Source organism: Chlamydiales bacterium (assembly GCA_041395025.1).
GTDB lineage: Bacteria > Chlamydiota > Chlamydiia > Chlamydiales > JAAKFR01 > JAJACP01.
On the sequence record JAWLBH010000001.1, the window covers coordinates 111,851 to 132,200 of the forward strand.

At 35.3% G+C, this 20,350-nt stretch carries 19 protein-coding genes; 12 read left to right on the forward strand and 7 right to left on the reverse strand.

The genetic code is table 11. The features are described from left to right. The 8 genes from R3E91_00460 (at position 1) to R3E91_00495 (ending at position 8,562) form a co-directional block, all read left to right on the forward strand. Positions 1-1,095: a glucose-6-phosphate dehydrogenase assembly protein OpcA gene (locus R3E91_00460; protein MEZ5314678.1), complete on the forward strand. Its 1,095-nt coding sequence runs from the start codon at positions 1-3 to the stop codon at positions 1,093-1,095. Position 1,096: 1 nt separating this feature from the next. Then, positions 1,097-1,846, forward strand: coding sequence for a 6-phosphogluconolactonase (gene pgl, locus R3E91_00465; GenBank protein ID MEZ5314679.1), 750 nt, complete (start codon positions 1,097-1,099; stop codon positions 1,844-1,846). Positions 1,847-1,964: 118 nt separating this feature from the next. Next, positions 1,965-2,960, forward strand: a complete 996-nt coding sequence (gene tsaD, locus R3E91_00470; protein ID MEZ5314680.1) for a tRNA (adenosine(37)-N6)-threonylcarbamoyltransferase complex transferase subunit TsaD — start codon at positions 1,965-1,967, stop codon at positions 2,958-2,960. A gap of 37 nt (positions 2,961-2,997) precedes the next feature. Then, entirely contained in the window at positions 2,998-4,593 is a 1,596-nt protein-coding gene (locus R3E91_00475) for a peptide ABC transporter substrate-binding protein (protein MEZ5314681.1), read from the forward strand. A gap of 105 nt (positions 4,594-4,698) precedes the next feature. Then, positions 4,699-5,631: an ABC transporter permease gene (locus R3E91_00480; protein MEZ5314682.1), complete on the forward strand. Its 933-nt coding sequence runs from the start codon at positions 4,699-4,701 to the stop codon at positions 5,629-5,631. A 62-nt stretch (positions 5,632-5,693) separates the two neighbouring features. After that, positions 5,694-6,641 carry an ABC transporter permease gene (locus R3E91_00485; protein ID MEZ5314683.1) on the forward strand — a complete coding sequence of 316 codons (948 nt, stop codon included), beginning with the start codon at positions 5,694-5,696 and terminating at the stop codon, positions 6,639-6,641. After that, positions 6,641-7,612, forward strand: a complete 972-nt coding sequence (locus R3E91_00490) for an ABC transporter ATP-binding protein (GenBank protein ID MEZ5314684.1) — start codon at positions 6,641-6,643, stop codon at positions 7,610-7,612. The genes R3E91_00485 and R3E91_00490 overlap by 1 nt, the downstream gene beginning before the upstream one ends. Further along, positions 7,609-8,562 carry an ATP-binding cassette domain-containing protein gene (locus tag R3E91_00495; protein ID MEZ5314685.1) on the forward strand — a complete coding sequence of 318 codons (954 nt, stop codon included), beginning with the start codon at positions 7,609-7,611 and terminating at the stop codon, positions 8,560-8,562. Before R3E91_00490 ends, R3E91_00495 begins: the two co-directional genes overlap by 4 nt. Positions 8,563-8,574: 12 nt before the next feature. Here R3E91_00495 and R3E91_00500 read toward each other — a convergent pair whose 3' ends face one another. Then, positions 8,575-9,159 (reverse strand): peptidylprolyl isomerase, encoded by a 585-nt coding sequence (locus R3E91_00500; GenBank protein MEZ5314686.1) that lies wholly within the window; start codon positions 9,157-9,159, stop codon positions 8,575-8,577. Between the two features lie 87 nt (positions 9,160-9,246). Here R3E91_00500 and R3E91_00505 point away from each other — a divergent pair, with 87 nt between their 5' ends. From R3E91_00505 to R3E91_00520, 4 genes are read left to right on the forward strand one after another with little or no spacing between them, the layout of a single operon-like run. Continuing rightward, complete coding sequence (locus tag R3E91_00505) at positions 9,247-9,996, forward strand: DUF1186 domain-containing protein (GenBank protein MEZ5314687.1); 750 nt, start codon at positions 9,247-9,249, stop codon at positions 9,994-9,996. A gap of 56 nt (positions 9,997-10,052) precedes the next feature. Next, positions 10,053-11,459 (forward strand): anion permease, encoded by a 1,407-nt coding sequence (locus R3E91_00510; GenBank protein ID MEZ5314688.1) that lies wholly within the window; start codon positions 10,053-10,055, stop codon positions 11,457-11,459. 47 nt (positions 11,460-11,506) lie between these two features. Next, a complete protein-coding gene (locus tag R3E91_00515) occupies positions 11,507-12,208 on the forward strand; it encodes a superoxide dismutase (protein MEZ5314689.1) in 702 nt (233 codons plus the stop codon). Next, entirely contained in the window at positions 12,147-12,893 is a 747-nt protein-coding gene (locus tag R3E91_00520; protein ID MEZ5314690.1) for a hypothetical protein, read from the forward strand. Before R3E91_00515 ends, R3E91_00520 begins: the two co-directional genes overlap by 62 nt. 21 nt (positions 12,894-12,914) lie before the next feature. On the opposite strand, the gene R3E91_00525 is transcribed toward R3E91_00520, so the two are convergent. From R3E91_00525 to R3E91_00550, 6 genes are all read right to left on the reverse strand, one after another. Beyond that, complete coding sequence (locus tag R3E91_00525; GenBank protein MEZ5314691.1) at positions 12,915-13,643, reverse strand: hypothetical protein; 729 nt, start codon at positions 13,641-13,643, stop codon at positions 12,915-12,917. Between the two features lie 8 nt (positions 13,644-13,651). Beyond that, positions 13,652-14,314 (reverse strand): dTMP kinase, encoded by a 663-nt coding sequence (gene tmk / locus R3E91_00530; protein ID MEZ5314692.1) that lies wholly within the window; start codon positions 14,312-14,314, stop codon positions 13,652-13,654. Next, entirely contained in the window at positions 14,298-16,778 is a 2,481-nt protein-coding gene (gene gyrA / locus R3E91_00535) for a DNA topoisomerase (ATP-hydrolyzing) subunit A (GenBank protein MEZ5314693.1), read from the reverse strand. Before gyrA ends, tmk begins: the two co-directional genes overlap by 17 nt. A gap of 10 nt (positions 16,779-16,788) precedes the next feature. Next, positions 16,789-19,275, reverse strand: a complete 2,487-nt coding sequence (gene gyrB / locus R3E91_00540; GenBank protein ID MEZ5314694.1) for a DNA topoisomerase (ATP-hydrolyzing) subunit B — start codon at positions 19,273-19,275, stop codon at positions 16,789-16,791. 10 nt (positions 19,276-19,285) lie between these two features. After that, on the reverse strand, positions 19,286-19,579 hold the full coding sequence (locus tag R3E91_00545; protein MEZ5314695.1) for a DUF721 domain-containing protein: 294 nt from the start codon (positions 19,577-19,579) through the stop codon (positions 19,286-19,288). A gap of 297 nt (positions 19,580-19,876) precedes the next feature. Next, a complete protein-coding gene (locus R3E91_00550; GenBank protein MEZ5314696.1) occupies positions 19,877-20,197 on the reverse strand; it encodes a hypothetical protein in 321 nt (106 codons plus the stop codon). Positions 20,198-20,350 lie beyond the last annotated feature (153 nt).

A 20,350-nucleotide genomic window follows, 5' to 3' on the forward strand; every position in this document is an offset into this window, starting at 1 on the left:
ATGGTAGTGAGCAAAAATCCAATTGAGCTTACCGATATCAATCAAGAACTCAATCAACTTTGGGATAAGGAACAAGGTAAAAATACCACTCGTGCCTCATTATTTACCTTAATTGTCTATGTTTCAAAAAATACAAAATTAAATTCTTCTGAGACTTTAATTAAATCTGTAATTAGTAAATTTCCTTGTCGTATTATCCTAGTCATAAGAAGTGATGATCAAAAAGAAACCTATCTACGTACAAGCATTGCTTCAGAAACAGTCAGTCAAGGTGAATTTCAAATTTTTTGTGAAATCATTAAGATTGAAGTTGCTGGGCCTTTAATAGAAAGGGTGGCTTTTATTATTACTCCACAGATTCTTCCTGATTTGCCTGTTTATCTTTTATGGAGATACAACCCAGCCATAGAAAATCTCATCCTTCCTGCTCTAGAACGGATTGCTGATCGAATTATATTTGATCCTGAATCAACTTATCATCTGCAAAGATATGCTCAAGTAGTCTCATCTTTTTTAAACCAATTTCATTGTAGAATCGGTGATCTCAAATGGAGTAAAATTTCAGGTTGGCGACATCTTTTTGTACAAGTTTTTGATCACTCAGATGCTTTAAAAAAGCTTTTAGAAAGTAAAGTTATTCAGATTTTTTATAATAAAAAAAAATCTGAATATCAAGAACATACGGAAATCGAAGCCGCCTATTTACAAGCCTGGATAGCCACAAGGCTTAACTGGAAATTTCAAGCAATTGAAATAAAAAAGAATCAAATTTACCTTACTTATTTTAATCAGGGAAAGATAGTCACAATCATCATGATTCCTGAGTATCTTCCTGTACTTGCTCCTGGAATGATTACTAAAATTGAGATAGAATCTGTAAAGAATCAATCTCGTTATATCTTTAAACATCATCCTGAGACTCGCCAAGTTTTTATCGAATATGCTGATCAAAACTACTGTGATATTCCTATTTGTATGTATCTTCCAGAAGTTTCTGAAGGTCAAGAAATTATTGAAGAAATTTTTCATCCTTCAGTAGATTTTCACTACTACGAAATCCTGCAGCTTTTACAATCAATTTCTTGGGAAAGTTAATATGAAAAAAAACATTGTATGCGATGAACGCCGCTTGATTCAGATTCCTGGAAACTACGATCAAACCATTCTCTTTGCTGTAGATAAATGGATTGAATATGCAAACGAATCAATTAAAGATCATAATTTTTTCTCTGTTGCGCTATCAGGAGGAACAACTCCAAAAGCAATCTTTCAAAAGCTTGTAAACCAAGCTCATCTTATTGACTGGTCAAAAATTTATGTTTTTTGGAGTGATGAACGTAGTGTATTACCCTGTCATCCTGAAAGCAATTACCGAATGGCAATGGAAGAAAGTGGATTGGAAAAATTACCTATTCCTAAAAATCAAATATATAGAATGGTGGCTGAATCTGATATTGAAAGAAATGCGACTAATTATGAAAAGATCATTCAAAGAGTACTTGGAACGCATCCATTTGATCTGATTATGCTTGGACTAGGAGATGATGGACATACAGCTTCACTTTTTCCAAATACTCAAGGTTTAATAGCTAAAGACCAACTGATCGTGGCAAATTACATTCCACAAAAAAATACGTGGAGAATGACCATGACATATAAATGTATTAATAGCGCACGCCATACTTGTATGTATGTTTTAGGATCAAAAAAAATTAAAATCATAGAGAAAATTTTAACCTCTGACTACAATTATAAAAATTATCCAGCACAAAATATCGGAACGAAACTTAACCCTTCCCTATGGATTTTAGATAAAGAGGCAAGTAAAAAAATCTATTTGTATTAAACAAAAAGCTAATTTATTAAAAGACACTAAATTTGAATAAAACTCATGATTTTTTAGAAAACAGATTTAGATAAATCAATCGACGAAATTCTCTCTTTCGATCATAATTTATTTACAAATGTTAGTACTTGGAATTGAAACAACATGTGATGAGACAGGAATAGCTCTTGTTTCAAAAGGTCATGAGATTTTATCAAATGTAGTAGCCACTCAGGATGAACTCCATAGTAGCTATGGAGGAGTTGTTCCAGAAATTGCATCAAGACGTCATATTGATGTACTTCTACCTTTGCTTGAAAAAGCCCTTTTTGATTCTTTTGATGCAATTGATTTGATAGCTGTAGCAAATGGGCCAGGTTTAATTGGCCCACTTTTAATTGGGATTAACTTTGCAAAAGGATTGGCTTTTTCATCAAACAAGCCCCTTGTAGGAGTGAATCATGTTGAAGCTCATCTCTATTCAGCTCTGATGGGGTTGTCTCCACCACTTCCCTCTCTTGGCGTAGTCATATCTGGAGGACATACCTTATTAGCATTTATTGAAAAGATAGGTACTTATACTCTTATTGGGCAAACTCAAGATGATGCAATAGGAGAAGCTTTTGATAAAGTCGCTAAAATTCTCGGTCTCCCTTATCCAGGGGGTGCACATATTGAAAAACTTGCTCTGCAGGGCGACCCACATCGATTTCGTTTTAAAGCTGGTAAAATCAAAGGACGTCCTTTTGACTTTTCTTTTAGTGGATTAAAAACAGCCCTTCTTTACCTTGCTAAGGGGCAGAATGCAAACCAGAATTCTCCCTTGCTTCTTTCTGAGAAAGATAGGCAAGATGCAGCTGCAAGTTTTCAATATGTAGCTTTTTCTGATCTTGTAAAAAAAATCTGTTCTAGTGCAAAACTGTATTCTTGCAAAAGTATTTTAGTAGGAGGTGGAGTCAGTATCAACCACTGTTTTCGTGATCTTCTTGAACAAAAATCATCGCTCCCCATCTTGTGGCCTTCACAAGATCTTTGCCTAGATAATGGAGCAATGATTGCAGGTCTTGGTTACCATGTCTTTCTTAAGCATGGTCAATCAAAAGATATGAAAGCAAATCCTGGCGCATCTCTTTAACTGCTCATCTCGTGTTTTAAGAAAGGAGTTGTATATCATGAGATTTATCTTGATTTTTCTTGTCTTACTTAGCTTAGCAAGTTGTAAGCATAAAGAAGAATGTCATTCTAATGAGAAGATTTTGCGCTTAAATATAGTAGATGATCCTATCTCACTTGATCCTCGAATTGTAAGAAGCATAAAAGATATTACAATAGTGAAGCATCTTTTTGATGGATTAATGCGTGTTGACGCCAATGGAATACCACAACCTGCATTAGCTAAACAGGTAGAGATTTCAGATGATCTTATGACTTATACATTTTATCTTAATAAAACCTATTGGACAAATGGAGAACCTGTAACTGCTTATGATTTTATATATGCATGGAAAAGCGTCTTGGACCCTAATTTCCGAACAGATTATTCTTACATACTTTATCCAATAAAAAATGCTAAGCAAGCTCGTGAAGGTAAATGTTCTATTGATGAGGTAGGGATCATTGCAGTAGATCCAGAGACATTAGTTGTAAAATTAGAAAATCCTACTCCCTATTTCCTTGAATTAACAGCTTTTCCTACCTACTATCCTATTCACCATCAACTTGATAAACAAACCAATACTTGGGCACATTTCCCTGCCAAGGAATTTACTTCAAATGGTCCATTTAAATTAAAAAAATGGGCACCTCAAGAAGAAATTGTATTGGTAAAAAACTTCGAATACTGGGATGAAAAAAATGTCCATCTTCATGGTATCAGTTTTAGTGTCATTAGCAATAGTAACACAGAAAATCTTCTCTTTGAGACAGATAAGCTTGATTGGCTTGGTCAACCAACTTCTCATAATATTTCAACAGAATCGATAAAAAAAATGAAAAAAAATCAACAGTTTTTTTCCTATATGATTGCAGGTACGTTTTGGTTCAAATTCAATACGGAAAAATCTCCTTTTAATCAAGTCAAAATTCGTCAAGCATTTTCTCGTGCAATTAATCGACAAGAGATTATTGAACATATTTTACAAGGAAACCAAATTTCTGCAACTGGCCCTCTTCCACCATCAATGCAAATGTCTACTACCCCCTATTTTCAAGATGGTGATATAGATACTGCGTATGAGATATTTGAAGAGGTGCTTTTGGAAAATGGGTGGACAAGAGACACCTTCCCAAAAGTAGTTTTAAGTTACACTCCTTCCGAACGTAATACAAAAATTGTTCAACTAGTCCAGCAACAATGGAAATCGGTTTTTAATATCGATATCTCTTTGGATGGAGTCGAAAAACAAATTTATCTAAATAATATCAAGGAAGGGCTTTATCAAGTTGGTACTGGTGACTGGGTTGCAGATTTTAATGATCCCCTTGCATTTTTAGAAATATTTAAATTTCGTAATCAAGATGGAAATGGAATGAATGATACTGGTTGGTTTAATGAAAATTTTTATAACCTTCTTGATCGTTCAGTAAATGAAAAAAATCCTAGCCAAAGAAAAAAAATTCTTGCTGAAGCTGAAAAAATTTTAATTGATGAAATGCCAATTGCACCAATTTATCATTATGCCTTTGACTACGCTAAGAAAACACGTGTAAAAAATGTAATTTTATCTCCTATGGGCAGTGCTGATTTTAAATTTGCTATAATTGAATAGTCATATTTGCTACGCTCCTTAACATACTTATAAAAATTTTATTATTTTTTAAATCACCTCCTAATAAGGTGTATTTATTTTTTTAAATTCAATTGAGTGAAAGAAATGACGAAGTACATTTTGAAAAGATTATTAGCTAATCTAATCTCACTTTGGATGATCATTACTGCTACGTTTTTTCTTATGAAAGGTATTCCAGGGGATCCATTCGGACAAGACAAAGCTCTACCTAAAGAAATTTTACAATCCCTCTATGAATATTATAAATTAAATGACCCTTGGTATAAGCAATATGGCCATTATCTTAAATCCATTGTTACATGGAATTTAGGACTTTCGTTTAAATATAAATCACGTACTGTTAATGAAATTATTAAAACTACTTTTCCTATTTCTGCTATTTTAGGCCTTGAGGCAATGGTTTTATCCATTACATTTGGTATTATCTTAGGCACGATTGCCGCCCTTAAGCAAAACAAATGGGAAGATTACTTAGCCATGATCGTTGCTGTAATTGGCATTTCTATACCCAGTTTTATCTTAGCAGCTTGTTTACAATATCTTTTTGCTATTAAAATAAATCTCTTGCCAGTAGCTCGTTGGGGTACTTTTCAACATTCAATATTGCCTGCCATTGCTTTATCAGCTCTGCCTACTGCTTTTATTGCTCGTCTAACAAGAGCAAATATGATTGAGGTACTTTCAATGGACTATATTAAAACTGCACGAGCAAAAGGATTGAATGATTTTATTGTAATTGTTAAACATGCAATGCGTAATGCTCTTCTTCCAATTATTACTTATATTGGAATGCTGATGGCAAATATTTTAACAGGAAGTTTTATCATTGAGAAAATTTTTGGTATCCCTGGTCTTGGACAATGGTTTATTAATAGCATTACAAACCGTGATTACACGATGATCATGGGAATTACCGTTTTTTATAGTATGATTTTACTGACTACTATTTTTTTTCTTGATTTAGCTTATCATTGGATTGACCCAAGAATTAAAATTGGGAAAAAATCAATGCGATAAGAATAGGAGATAACAAAATGATTTTTTTTTTGATTCAACAGGAAACATTCAGTAAAAAATAGATGGCTGACGAAGTTTATAAAAAAATATTTAGTAATCAATCTATTAGTTCTTTGTTTCAACCTATTGAGCAAAACATATCTAGCCATCAAGATGTTCTTCCTCCTTCTATTGGTTTTTGGCAAGATGTATGGTATCGCTTCAAAATGAATCGGATTGCAATTCTAGGTCTTTTGACTCTAATTTTGCTGATTGGTTTTGCTATTTTTACTCCACTAATGAGTTCTCATCCCTACTACGAAACCAATCTTTTATTAAAAAACCATCCCCCTTGTAAAACGTTTTGGTTTGGGACTGATGATTTAGGAAGGGATGTATTTAATAGAACAGCTTATGGAGCGCGTATTTCTCTTTTTGTTGGAATTGCTGCAGCCTTTATTGACCTAATCATTGGAGTATTATGGGGAGGGTTTGCAGCTCTTTTAGGTGGAAAAATTGATAACATTTTGATGCGTATTGCCGATGTTTTTTATGCCATACCCTATATTTTAGTTGTGATTATGTTAATGGTTGTCTTGGGATCTGGATTGATTCCTATCCTTATTGCGCTCACAATTACTGGATGGATTGGAATGTCTCGAATTGTTCGTGGACAACTGTACCAATTAAAAGAACAGGAGTTTATTCAAGCAGCAACAGCTCTAGGAGCAAGCTATCCTCGCATTTTGTTTAGACATTTAATTCCAAATGCAATGGGACCTATTATTGTCACAATGACTTTAACTATTCCGATTGCAATTTTTACAGAAGCTTTCTTAAGTTTTTTAGGAATAGGGATCCAAGCCCCAATTCCTAGTTGGGGTACCATGGCAAGCGATGGATTACCAGCTATGCGTTATTATCCTTGGAGGCTGTTTTTCCCTGCATTTTTTATTAGCATTACCATGCTTGCTTTCAATCTTATAGGCGATGGACTACGTGATGCACTTGATCCTAAATTGAGAAAATAATGAACAATCTATTAGAAATTAAAAATCTTATTGTTTCATTCCGTACCTACCTAGGACAAGTGAAAGCTTTACGGAATATTTCCTTTTCAGTGAAATACGGAGAAACAATTGGAATTGTAGGAGAATCAGGTTGTGGGAAAAGTGTGATGGCTCAGGCAATTATGAGATTAATCCCTAACCCCCCTGGGCAAATTGATGGAGGGAATATTTTTTTTGAAGGGAATGATCTTCTCCTAAAATCCCGTAAACAAATGGAAGGAATTCGAGGAAAAGAGATAGGAATGATCTTCCAAGATCCAATGACCTCTTTAAATCCTACTATGCAAATAGGTAAGCAGATCATGGAAGGGTTGATTAAACACCATCGTCTTAAAAAAGAAGAAGCACAATCACAAGCCCTTAAAATGCTTAAATTAGTAGGCATTTCTGATCCTGAAAAACGATTTAATCAATATCCTCACGCATTTAGTGGAGGTATGCGTCAAAGAGTAGTGATTGCAATTTCACTTGCATGTCGGCCAAAACTGCTCATAGCAGATGAACCAACGACAGCTCTTGATGTAACTATTCAAGCGCAAATTCTTAATTTAATGAAAGGGATTCAAAAAGAAAATAAAATGAGTATCATCTTAATCACTCATGATTTGGGTATTGTTGCAGGGGTATGTGATCGTCTATTGGTCATGTATAATGGAGAAATTATTGAAAAAGGAACTATTAATCAAATCTATCAATCTCCTTATCATCCTTATACAAAAGGCCTTCTTCATTCTGTACCCCATTTAGGAATGAGTAAGCAAAAAGAACTTCTCCCCATCCATGGAACTCCTCCAAACGCTTTAGTTTCATCAAATGGATGTGCTTTTTGTCCTCGTTGTAAACATGCGATGCATATTTGCCAAACACAAATTCCTCCGAAAAAACAAATTGAAGAAGAACACGAAGTCAATTGCTGGTTAAAAACATCATGAAAGAGGTGCTTGTTAATATTGATAAACTTGAAAAAATTTTTAAAGTAGGTAAGCAATGCTTACATGCTATTAAATCATTTAATCTTAAAATTTATCGAGGAGAAACACTAGGACTTGTTGGAGAAAGTGGATGTGGTAAATCGACTGTTGGACGAACCATTCTTCGTCTTTACGAACCTACTTCTGGAAAAATTGAGTTCAATGGAGTGGATCTCCAGTCACTTTCAAACTGGGAAATGAAAGCTATGCGACGCCGTATGCAGATTGTTTTCCAAGATCCCTATGCTTCACTCAACCCTCGTATGACAGTTAAGGATATTGTAGGAGAACCTATCGATATCCATCGTCTTGCAAAAGGAAAAGAAAGACGTAAAAGAATTGAAAAATTGCTAGAATATGTCGGTCTTAATCCAACCTACATCAGCCGCTTTCCTCATGAATTTAGTGGTGGTCAAAGACAACGTATTGGATTGGCTCGAGCACTCGCAGTTGAGCCTGAATTTATTGTCTGTGATGAACCTATATCAGCCTTAGATGTTTCGATCCAAGCACAAGTAGTTAATCTCTTTAAAAAACTACAAGAAAAGATGGGTTTAACCTATCTTTTTATAACTCATAATCTTTCAATAGTGAAATATATTTCTGATCGAGTTGCAGTCATGTATCTTGGAGAATTAGTAGAACTTGCTTCTAGTGAAGAGCTCTACCTCCACCCACTGCATCCCTATACTCAAGCTTTACTTGCAGCCATTCCTATTCCAGATCCAAAAAAAGAGAGAGAAAGAAAAAGAATGGTTCTTCAAGGAGAGACACCTAATCCTTTGAATCCTCCTCCTGGGTGTGCTTTCTCAAGCCGCTGCCCTTTTGCAACGGAACACTGTAGAAAAGTCGCTCCTCAATGGAAACAAGTGAAAGAAAATCATTTTGTTGCTTGTCACTTAATTAAGTGAAAATAGGGATTTCTATTTGAGATAAACAATTTCTATAATCTCAATAGGTTCAATTGGTACATTTTGATGTCCATAGCGTTTTTCTGTTTCAATATTTTGGATTTTATCAATTACATCCATGCCATTTGTTACTTGACCAAATACACAATATCCATATCCATTCTGAGTAGAATTTCGATAATCTAGAAAATCATTATCAACTAAATTAATGAAAAACTGAGAAGTGGCTGAATTGACTTCAGATGTGCGAGCCATGGCAATGGTTCCTCTCTTATTCGAAATTTTATTTGATGCCTCATTTTTAATAGGTGAATGAGTAGGTTTTTCTTTCATATTAGAAGTCATTCCTCCACCTTGAATCATGAAACCACTAATCACACGATGAAATATCGTTTTATTGTAATGTTCTTCATCTACATATCTCAGAAAATTTTTTACAGTGATAGGTGCTTGATCAGCAAATAATTGAAGATCAAAATCTCCTTCTGTTGTGCGAATAGTAACGAATGATTTATTCACAGGAATACTCTCCTTAGTTTCAGATTGACACATAGAAAAAAGCATAGAGAAAAACATGATAGGTATAAATCCTTTCACCTAATTACTCCTTAATATTTGGCAGAAAAAACTGTAGAGGAAAAAAATGTTTTTTGCAAAGACTGATCTTGATATAAAGAGGTATCTATGAATCTTGCCCATATTATTGAAGATTTAGCTTATGACATGGGAGGAGAATTCCCAAGGGATGCAATTGAAGCTGCAATTGCAAAACGAAAACAAATTACTCCTCATCTTCTTATGATTCTTGAAGATGCAATATATAGAATTGATGAAATTATTGAGGATGATAATTATCAGGGTCATCTATATGCAATGTATCTTCTTGCACAATTCCGAGAAGAAAAGGCCTATCCCCTAATTATTGAGCTTTTTTCATATCCTGGAGAGATTCCTCATGCAATTGCTGGAGATGTTTTAACTGAAGATCTCAGTCGAATTTTAGCAAGTGTATGTGGGAAAAATATTGATCCGCTAAAAAAAATGATTGAAAATCCTTCTATCAATGAATATGTACGTGCTGCATGTCAAGCATGTTTAGTGACACTCGTTGGATGTGGATTTATTAATAGGAAAGAAGTCATTGAGTATTTTCGTGCACTTTTTCATGAAAAACTGGAAAAACACCCTTCTTTTGTCTGGGACCATCTAATTGTAAGTTCCTGTTCACTCTATCCTGAAGAAATTTTTGATGAGATTAAGAGGGCTTTTGATCGCAATTTAATCAACAAAGCTTTTATTTCTATAGAAGATGTAGTGACAACATTAGGGGAAGAAAAACAAAGACATCTATTCCAATTATTTCATGATGCTGAACTCATTGACGATACAGTAGCAGAAATGGAAAAATGGATGGGAAACTACTCTTTACAATAAAAATACTTATTTATCCATTTTGACCATAATCACTCCTTTCTATATCCTCTTGGCCTGTGAATAGAAGACAATTTATTTCTTTTTTGATTATTATTCTAGTTGGGTTACTGATTTGGTTTTCTCCTCACTCTGAAAATATCCATAATAAAGGCTGGCACTTATTTGCCATTTTTATGGCAACGATTCTTGGAATTATTTTTAAACCTCTTCCAATGAGCGTTTTTGCAATTCTTTCTATGACAATTCTCGATTTAACTCATACATTAACTTTGGAAGAAACACTGGCAGGTTTTCATAACCCCATTGCCTGGTTAGTCCTATTTGCTTTTTTTATTTCACAAGGATTTATCAAAACAGGTTTAGGAAGTCGGATTTCTTATTATTTTGTCTCGATCTTAGGGAGAAAAACATTGGGTCTTAGCTATGGGCTTCTTATGAGTGAGCTTATTCTTGCCCCTGCTATTCCTAGTGTAACTGCTAGAACAGGTGGTGTCATTTTTCCAGTGGTACAAGGGCTTGCAAAATCTTTTGCAAGTGATCCTCAATTTGGTACGGAACGGCGTATTGGCTCTTTTCTGATGACAGTCGCTTATCAAGGATCTGTAATTACAAGTGCCATGTTTCTCACAGCAATGGCAGCAAACCCTTTTCTCGTCGAGCTGACTCAACAATTTGGATATTATTTATCTTGGAGTCAATGGGCTCTTGCAGCAAGTATTCCAGGGCTGATTAATTTAGCAATTATGCCTTTCATGGTCTTCAAACTCTATCCTCCAATCATTCGCAAAACACCGAATGCAGCAGATTTTGCCCGTTTAAAAATTCAAGAAATGGGGAAAATGCAGAAGCAGGAATGGATCATGCTAGCTATCTTCATTCTACTAATTATTCTTTGGATATCAGGAAATATGATTAAGATGAATGCAACGATTGCTGCTATGGTTGGTCTCTCTTGCCTCTTAATTTTTAATGTTCTGAAGTGGGAAGATATTGTTAAAAACTATTCAGCATGGGATACTTATATTTGGTTTTCTAGTTTGATTATGATTGCTACTCAACTTAACCATCTTGGATTTACCCCCTGGTTAAGTGAACAAGTTGTTCAGCTCGTCGGTCAAATGAACTGGATGCCCGCCTTTACGATTCTCGGATTGGTCTATTTTTATTCTCATTATTTTTTTGCTAGTAATACTGCTCATGTCGGTGCGATGTATCCTGCTTTTTTGATGATTGCTATTTCTCTTGGCACTCCTTCTATGATTGCTATTCTTGTATTCGCATTTTTAAGTAATCTTATGGGGGGATTGACTCATTATGGAAGTGGACCAGCACCAATCTATTACGGATCCAATTATATTGAACTAAAAGCATGGTGGCGCATTGGTTTTCTATTAAGCCTGATTAATCTCTCAATTTGGATAGGTCTGGGAAGTATTTGGTGGAAGTTGATTGGGATTTGGTAAAAAAGGTAAATATTAATTAAATTTATGCCACCTATGAGATCTATTTTATGAATAAAGTCACCTCTATCTCTGTATTCCTCTCTTTAATGGTGTATCTAAATTCTACTTCATATTGCGATCTTTTATTACCAGAGCATAGTCTTGAAGAAGAAGGACACCTTGCATACTATACAGCAAAAGACTTCTCTTATCTTATTGGAATGGAAGGCTTTTCAAAGGAAGCCTTGGAAATGCATTTTAAACTTTATGAAGGCTATGTGAAGAATACAAATCTTCTACTGAAGATTCTCTATGATTATGTAAAAGAGAATAAAGAAGAAACTCCGCAATTTGGAGCAATTAAACAGAGACTTGCCTTTGAATTAGATGGAATGCGCCTTCATGAACTCTATTTTTCAAATTTAGGAGGGAAAGAAGAAATTGATAGAAATACTTCTCTTTACAAGCAAATCATCAAAGATTTTGGAACTTTTGAAACATGGAAACAAAATTTTATCAATACTGGAATGATACGGGGTATTGGTTGGGTCATTCTTTATCTAGATCCAGTGAATAAACAGCTAATCAATATGTGGATTTCTGAGCATCAAGAAAACCATCTAGTAGGTGGAATACCTATCTTAATTATGGATGTATGGGAACATGCTTACATGATTGATTATGGTTTGAATCGTATGAATTATATCAATGCATTTTGGAATAAAATCAATTGGAGTATTGTTTCAAGTCGTTATGATAAATCATTTTAACAAAAAAAAAATTGCTGATCTGGATGTATTAGAAATTCCAGGTGATCCTGATGGCAAAACTATTCTTCTTTTGCATGGATTTGGATCCAATGCCATGGATTTAGTCCCTTTGCACAGGATTTTTCAAGAAAAACTAAAACCTAACTGGTTATTTCCAATGGCTCCGTTTAATGTTTCAGGGATTCCTAGCAATAAGGGTAGAGCCTGGTTTCCAGTGAATCTATCCACTCTTCAAACAGCTTTTGAAAAAAAAGATTTAAAAACAGTTGAAAATGCATTTCCTAAGGATTTAACCGAGTTTAGGGAATGCATTGAATGTTTGGTCGGGGAACTCAATATTCCCCGATCCAAACTGATTATAGGAGGATTTAGTCAGGGAGCTGTTTTATCTGTAGATGTTGCTTTAAATGGAACTGAATCTGTAGCAGCTATTTTAATTTTTTCAGGAACATTAATTTATGAGTCGATGTGGCGTAGTCTTTCACACCAACATACTAAAACTCTATTTTTTCAAAGTCATGGAACGCATGATCCCTTATTACCATTAGAAAAAGCTGCAGAACTTGCATCTCTACTTCAAGACGGTGGACTAAAAGGAAAATTGCATATGTTTGAAGGTGGACATGAAATTCCTCAATCCATTTTATTCCAATTGAATTTATTTCTTAAAAGTTTAGTAAATTAAATATCTAAAAATTTATCGAACTTAATAAATCTGAAGCTTATAAAAAAGAACCTCTAGACAAGTCAGAAGTTTAATAGAACGCTCTAAACCCATACGGGCTTCTTGTAGTGCCTTTTCTACATAATCAATCGGAAAAAGAGAAGCGGATTGAATGTGTTTATGGTAATCTGGATAAGTAAGATAGCGTTCTCCTCCTTTTATGTTTAAGAGCAATCGATCACGATACCAATTTAGCACTGCTTCAAAAAGCTCTTCAAGTTCTTTTCCTTCTTCAATAGATTCGAGAGGTTCTTTTTGAGCCAAAACATCTAAAATCTTATGTCGACTTGTTTTATGAGGAGCAATAAAATCAATTCTTCGACAACGGGAAAGAATAGTAGGTAAAATTTTTTCAGGATAATAAGAAACAATAATGATCACTGTAGATTTTGCGGGTTCTTCAAAGATTTTTAGAAGAGCACTACTACTTGTCAAAAGCATTTTATCAGCTTCATAAATAATGAATACCTTCCACTTAGCTTCATAAGGCACAAACCCTACTTCATAAGCTAGATTGCGTAAAGTTTCGATCGAATGCATATTTGCTTTTCCATGAGGAAAATATTCATGCAAATCTGGATGTGGGTAGCGCCCTAAAAGGGCGATAGCAAATTGACGAGCTTTCTGTTCAATCTGAGCTTCTTTAGTTCCAACAAAAAAAAGAGCATGTGGGATTTTATTAGAAGCGATCATGTCAGAAAGAATATCCATTTTGTTTATCAAGACTTAAAAGGTAAAAAATTCTGAAGCCGGTGGAAGCAAGATTGCACTACAAATTCTAATGGTTTAACAGCATCAATGATTGCAATTCGACCAGGATATTGATTAGCTAAATCAAGATAACCTTGGCGTGTCTTTTGATGAAATTGCAGCATTTCCTGTTCTAATCGATCGCATGTATTTCTCTCTCGATGTTTTAAACGTTCCATCCCAATCAAAGGATCAAGATCTAGTAAAAAAGTTATATCTGGCTCTAGTCCTCCTGTAGCTAGTTGACATAATTTTTCAACATATTCTAAACCTAAATCACGACCATAACCCTGATAAGCAATAGAAGAATCATTAAATCGATCACACACTACAACTTCTCCCCGGTAAAGAGAAGGTGAGATACTATCTTCGATATGTTGAGCACGAGCGGCTAAAAAAAGAAAAAGCTCAGCACGATTTCCAATTTTATAATGATTTTTAGAGTCTAATAAAAGATGGCGTAGAGCTTCAGAAAGGAGAGAACCACCTGGTTCACGTGTAGCCATGACTGAATAACCATAGGATTCAATGATTGTTTTAAGGTGTTTACAAACTGTAGTTTTCCCCGATCCTTCTCCTCCTTCAATTGTGATAAAAAGTCCCGGATAAGATGGATTATTCCTCTTCTTCACTAACCAATGCCTCTTTCTCCTCTACTCTTGCTAATTTTTCAACAGCAATTAGAGAATCTCCGCTTTTAAGATTTACAAGCTTTACACCTTGTGTTGCACGGCCCATAACACGGAGATCACGCATACTAATACGAACAGTTTGCCCCTGAGATGACATCATCAAAAGACCATCTTCATTTAATACAGAAACAGCAGCAAGAACATTCCCATTCCGTGTATTTGTAATGATAGATCGGACTCCCTTTCCCCCTCGGTTTGTTTGACGAAAATCTTCTACGTAAGAGCGTTTTCCAAAACCATTTTCACATACAACTAATATGGTACTTTTTTCATTATCAATGATTTCACAACCAATGACATAATCATTTTCTTTACCTAAAGTCACCCCTTTGACTCCTCGAGCAGATCGCCCCATTGCACGGACATGTTTATGATCAAAACGCACTGCCATCCCTTGATAAGTAAAAAGCATGACTTGTTGATTTTCTCCAACTAAATGGGCTGCAATTAACTCATCTCCTTCTTCAATTTCTAGAGCACGAATCCCCTTTCGTCTTGGATGACTAAAATTAGATAAATCAGTTTTCTTTACAATGCCTCTTTTTGTCGCCATAAAAACATAACGATCAGAATTAAAGTCTCTGGTTCTTAAAATAATTGCAATTTTTTCTCCTTCTTGGAGATCTTCAATAAAATTCACAAGAGCTTTACCTTTAGAACGACGTTCTCCTTCAGGTAGCTGCCATACCTTTAACCAATAACAACGTCCAAAATTCGTATAAATTAACAAATAATCATGAGTAGAGGCGACGTAAACTCCTTTTAGCTTATCTGTTTCACGTCTCATATTAAATCCAGCAACCCCTTGTCCTCCTCTTTTTTGTTCACGAAATGTATCCATAGGCATCCGTTTAACATAATCATCTTGAGAAATTGTAATGATCACCTGTTCATCAGCAATTAAATCTTCTACATTAAAATCTTCTTCTGCCTGAACAATTTGTGTTTTACGAGGAGAATGATGAGCTTTCTTAACTGAAGTTAATTCTTCAGCAATAAGATTGCGTAGCTTTTCTTCACTTGCTAAAAGCTCGCGATAATAGTGAATTTTTTTTAGCAATTCCTGATAATCAGAATTAATCTTATCTTGTTCCAGTCCAGTTAATTGATAGAGACGTAGTTCCAAAACAGCTTTCGCTTGACGCTCTGAAAACTTAAAACGAGCAATCAGATCCCTATAAGCCTCTTCTCTGTTTTTGCTAGAACGAATAATTCTCACTACCTCATCAAGATCCTCAATCGCTTTTAGATAGCCTTCTAAGATATGCGCACGTGCTTCAGCTTTATTTAGATCAAAGCGAGTTCGTCGGCGAATGACTTCTATTCGATGATGAATCCACGCAAGAATCATTTGCTTGATATTCATGATACGAGGTAAGTTTTTATCAAGAGCAAGCATATTACAACCAAACGTCGTCTGCATATCAGTGAACTTATAAAGTTGATTGACAACTACATCAACAATTTCTCCTTTTTTTAACTCAAGAACAATACGCATCCCCTCTTTATCCGATTCATCTCTTACATCACTAATCGCAGTCACTGTTTTATTGTTTACAAGTTCAGCAATCTGCTCAACAAGACGAGATTTATTGACGTTATAGGGAATTTCATCAATCACAATCCAATCTCGATTGCGATGATCTCGATTCTCTTCGATATGAAAAGTTCCACGACAAATCAATCGTCCACGACCCGTATGATAAGCATCATAAATTCCTTTATATCCACAGATCAAACCACCTGTTGGAAAATCAGGGCCAGGCATCACTTTCATGATTTCCTCTATCGTGGCTTCCTCATACTTCATCACTAACAGAGTAGCATCAATCAGCTCCATCAAATTATGAGTAGGAATATTTGTCGCCATTCCAACTGCGATACCAGAAGACCCATTACATAAAAGATTAGGGAATTTTGCAGGAAAGACAGTGGGTTCAACTCTAGTCTCGTCATAATTGGACACCATATCCACAGTTTCTTTATCAAGATCTTCCATAAGATGGAGAGCATTGCCAGTAAGGCGAGCTTCTGTATAACGCATTTGTGCTGGAGGGTCACCATCTACTGAACCAAAATTCCCTTGACCATCAATAAGACAATATCGCATTGCCCAATCTTGAGCCATCCGTACTAATGTCGGATAAATGACAGATTCCCCATGTGGGTGGTAGTCTCCGGAGGTATCTCCGCAAATTTTCGCACACTTCCTATGCTTAGCTCCTGGTGTCAAGTTGAGTTGGCGCATTGCATATAAGATACGCCTTTGAGAGGGTTTTAACCCATCACGTACATCGGGAAGAGCTCGAGAAATAATTACTGACATTGAATAACGTAAGTAACTTTCTTTCATTTCATCTTCAAGATTACGAGTCAAAATCGTTTCATTTTCTCTAAAAGGCATGATGAATATCCTAGATATCTAAATTCTTAACTGAAAGAGCATGGTTTTCAATAAAAGCTCGACGTGGAGGAACTTCTTCTCCCATTAACATAGTAAACATACGGTCGGCAGCAATTGCATCAGGAAGGGTAACTTGAATTAAAGTGCGTTTACTCGGATCCATTGTTGTCTCCCAGAGTTGGTCAGCGTTCATTTCTCCTAACCCTTTATACCGCTGAATTTCTACTCCTTTTCTGCCATTTGCTCTTAAAAAATTGATAAATTCTTTTAAAGTAAAGAAACTTTCAATACATTCCTCATCTTTAAAAATAGACAGCAGTTTTTTGTCACCAAGAAAGTAGTTTTCAATTTTAAAATCAAAACTGTGAAAATGCTCGATTAAATGAGCCAAGGTTTCTTCCTTATATAATTCGATATAAGAAAGAGGTTTTGGTTTAAAAATTTGCCCCGTGCTTGTAATTTCCTGCTCATGGCTCGAATCAATTGAGCTTTGGTGTATGGCACGTTGCTTTTCTTCGTCTATACGAGCAATTTCTAAAAATTCTTCTTCTGAATAGACCAACCTTTTTTCAGAAGAAAGAAAATAGATAGGATATTTTCCTACTCTCTTTTTTGCTTCTAAAAACTCCAGGAAGGGAATCGCTTTTCTTTCCACCGAAGCAATGAAACGCTCAACTTCTAAAATCAATTTAACAAGTTCTTGCATTCTATTCTTGTCAAGCCTTTCTTTCCTTAAAAGATGTTGACAAACAATATCTTGCGTTCCTAGCTCTAAAAGATAATCATCCATTTCCTCGTCATAAGTAATGTAACGACTTTGCTTTTTATGAGAAATTTTATAAAGAGGAGGCTGGGCAATGTAGATATAATTATTCTCAATTAAAGCTGGCATATGTCGATAGAAAAAAGTGAGAAGAAGAGTACGAATATGGGAACCATCGACATCAGCATCAGTCATGATAATCACTCTGTGATAGCGAAGTTTTTCTATGTTAAAGGAATCCACTCCAATCCCACAACCAAGGGCAGCAATAATTTTTCCAACTTCTTGATTTTGGAATACTTTTTGTAAACGTGCCTTTTCTACGTTAAGAATTTTCCCTCGAATTGGTAAAATTGCTTGAAACTTTCTATCACGTCCCATCTTTGCTGATCCACCAGCAGAATCTCCTTCTACAATGTAAATCTCACATTTCTCAGGATCACGTTCAAGACAGTCTATTAACTTTCCTGGAAGACGAGCACTATCTAGAGCAGTTTTACGTAAAGTTAATTCTCGCGCCCTTTTAGCCGCTTCACGAGCTTGAGCTGCAATCATGACCTTGTCTACAATCATTCGAGCAATTTGCGGATTTTTTTCCAAAAAAATCCCTAGTTCCTCCCCTACAATTTGCTGTACAATTGAGCCTACGTCACTATTACCTAGCCGCTGTTTTGTCTGCCCCTCAAACTGAGGATTAGGAACTTTTACAGAAATCACTGCTGTTAGACCTTCGCGCATATCATCGCCTGATAAAGAGATTTTATCATTTTTGAGAAGATTCTGATTTTTAATGTAATGGTTGAGAACACGCGTAAGAGCCGTAGAAAACCCAGTGAGGTGGGTTCCTCCTTGACGAGTAGGAATATTGTTTGCATAAGAGTAAATCATCTCTGTAAACCCATCATTCCATTGCATTGCAACTTCAAATTCAATGATTCCATCATCTCCTTCTCGTCTCCCCTGAAAATAGACAGGGTGAGGAAAAAGCACCTCTTTGTTTTCATTCAAATAAGAAACAAAAGAACTTAATCCTCCTTGATAAAAAAAATGAAGATCTGGACGATCTTCATCTCGTTCATCTTTTAAAAAGATATTTACGCCCTGATTTAAAAAAGCCAGTTCACGTAAGCGTTTTGATAAAATATCTGCATCAAAAACAGAGATAGAAAAAAGCTCATTATCAGGCCAAAATCTCACCTTTGTTCCTTGATTTTGGGTCGTTCCAATGACTTCAAGATCACTAACTAATTTCCCCTTTTGAAATGCCATGGCATAAATTTTGCCATCTTTAAACACTTCCACCTTAAATAATTTCGAAAGCGCATTTACACATGAAACACCAACCCCATGCAATCCCCCAGATACTTTATAAGTCTCTTTTGAAAATTTTCCTCCAGCATGAAGGACGGTAAGTACAACTTCTAGAGCTGAAACATCAGAGCCTCTTTTGATAGATTCTTGCTCATGCTTATCAACTGGAATCCCTCTACCATCATCTTGAATTGAAATACTCTCATCTTGATGAATGATCACATGAATAGATGAACAAAAACCCGCCATCGCCTCATCAATACTATTGTCCACCACTTCATACACAAGATGATGAAGGCCACCAATTCCAGTGTCTCCAATATACATTCCAGGACGTTCTCGAACTGCTTCTAACCCTTCCAATACGGTAATCGCACTGGCATCGTATTCTTTTTCTATCTTTTGATCTTTCTCTAAATTCATAGTCATGTGTTTAACCCAATTGAAAGACAATTGACTTAATTTTTATTTGAGGAAATTTGTCTCTTAAATTCTTAATTAATCTAGGTTTATCATGATGCACAAGGAGGCTATAAAGAGTAGAATTATTCACTTTTACTATGAGAAAGCCTTCTTTAAATGAGAGGGCTTTGGTCATAGGGGCAAGGGCTTTTCCAATCAGATTAGGCCATGCAGATAGAATCAATTCTGGGGTATCTTCGCGTCGCTCTCCAATCTCATGAAGAATACCTGACAAAACTTGAGAAATATGTCTTGTCGTCGGCATAGACCCATCATAATACCTGGTACGTTTTCTTTGCTTCACTACTTCCCTTAAAATCCCTTAGAACCTAGGTAAAAAAACCATACTCTATCCTTCTATGGAACATCAATAAAAAAGCATTCATGCAAGCAGTTCTTTTGCATTAAAAATCTTAGTAAGAGAAAAGAATCGTCTAGATCAGCTAGTAAGGATGAGCAAAGAGATGATTGAATAGAAAATTTTAAATCAAAATACTAAAGGAGAAAATGAGAAGTTTACCTATACACAGATTTGCCACTTTCTCCCTTTGATATTTTCTATTTATTGAGCGGTCTCTACCAGATCATTAGGTGTAGTGTTCTCAAACATAGATTTCCTTACAAATTTTGGATAAACTAGATAGGTTGCCAAAGATAACAATGGGATTGTTCCAAACACAATTCCACCGGCTGCTATAAAATAGACGACTCCTCCTCCAAATATTCCAGTTGCAGCTACAGTCGCTACAATGGCAATAAAAACGGCTGAAATCAAGGCCACCAATCCACCAACTTTCCGGTTAGTCGAAGGGTATATCATAGTAGGTTTCCAAGCTTCTAAAGGCTGTGATTTACTTTGTTCGAAATTTACTAGTATTGACATAAGCTTTATCTCCTAAAAGGATTAGTTTGTACATATATTATAAATAAAAATAGTTTTTTTTTGTTAAAAATTTTAGATAAAAAAATTATTATTAATTTTTATATATAATAATATAATTAAAAGATGAAAGACTGAAAATAAAAGACTATATAA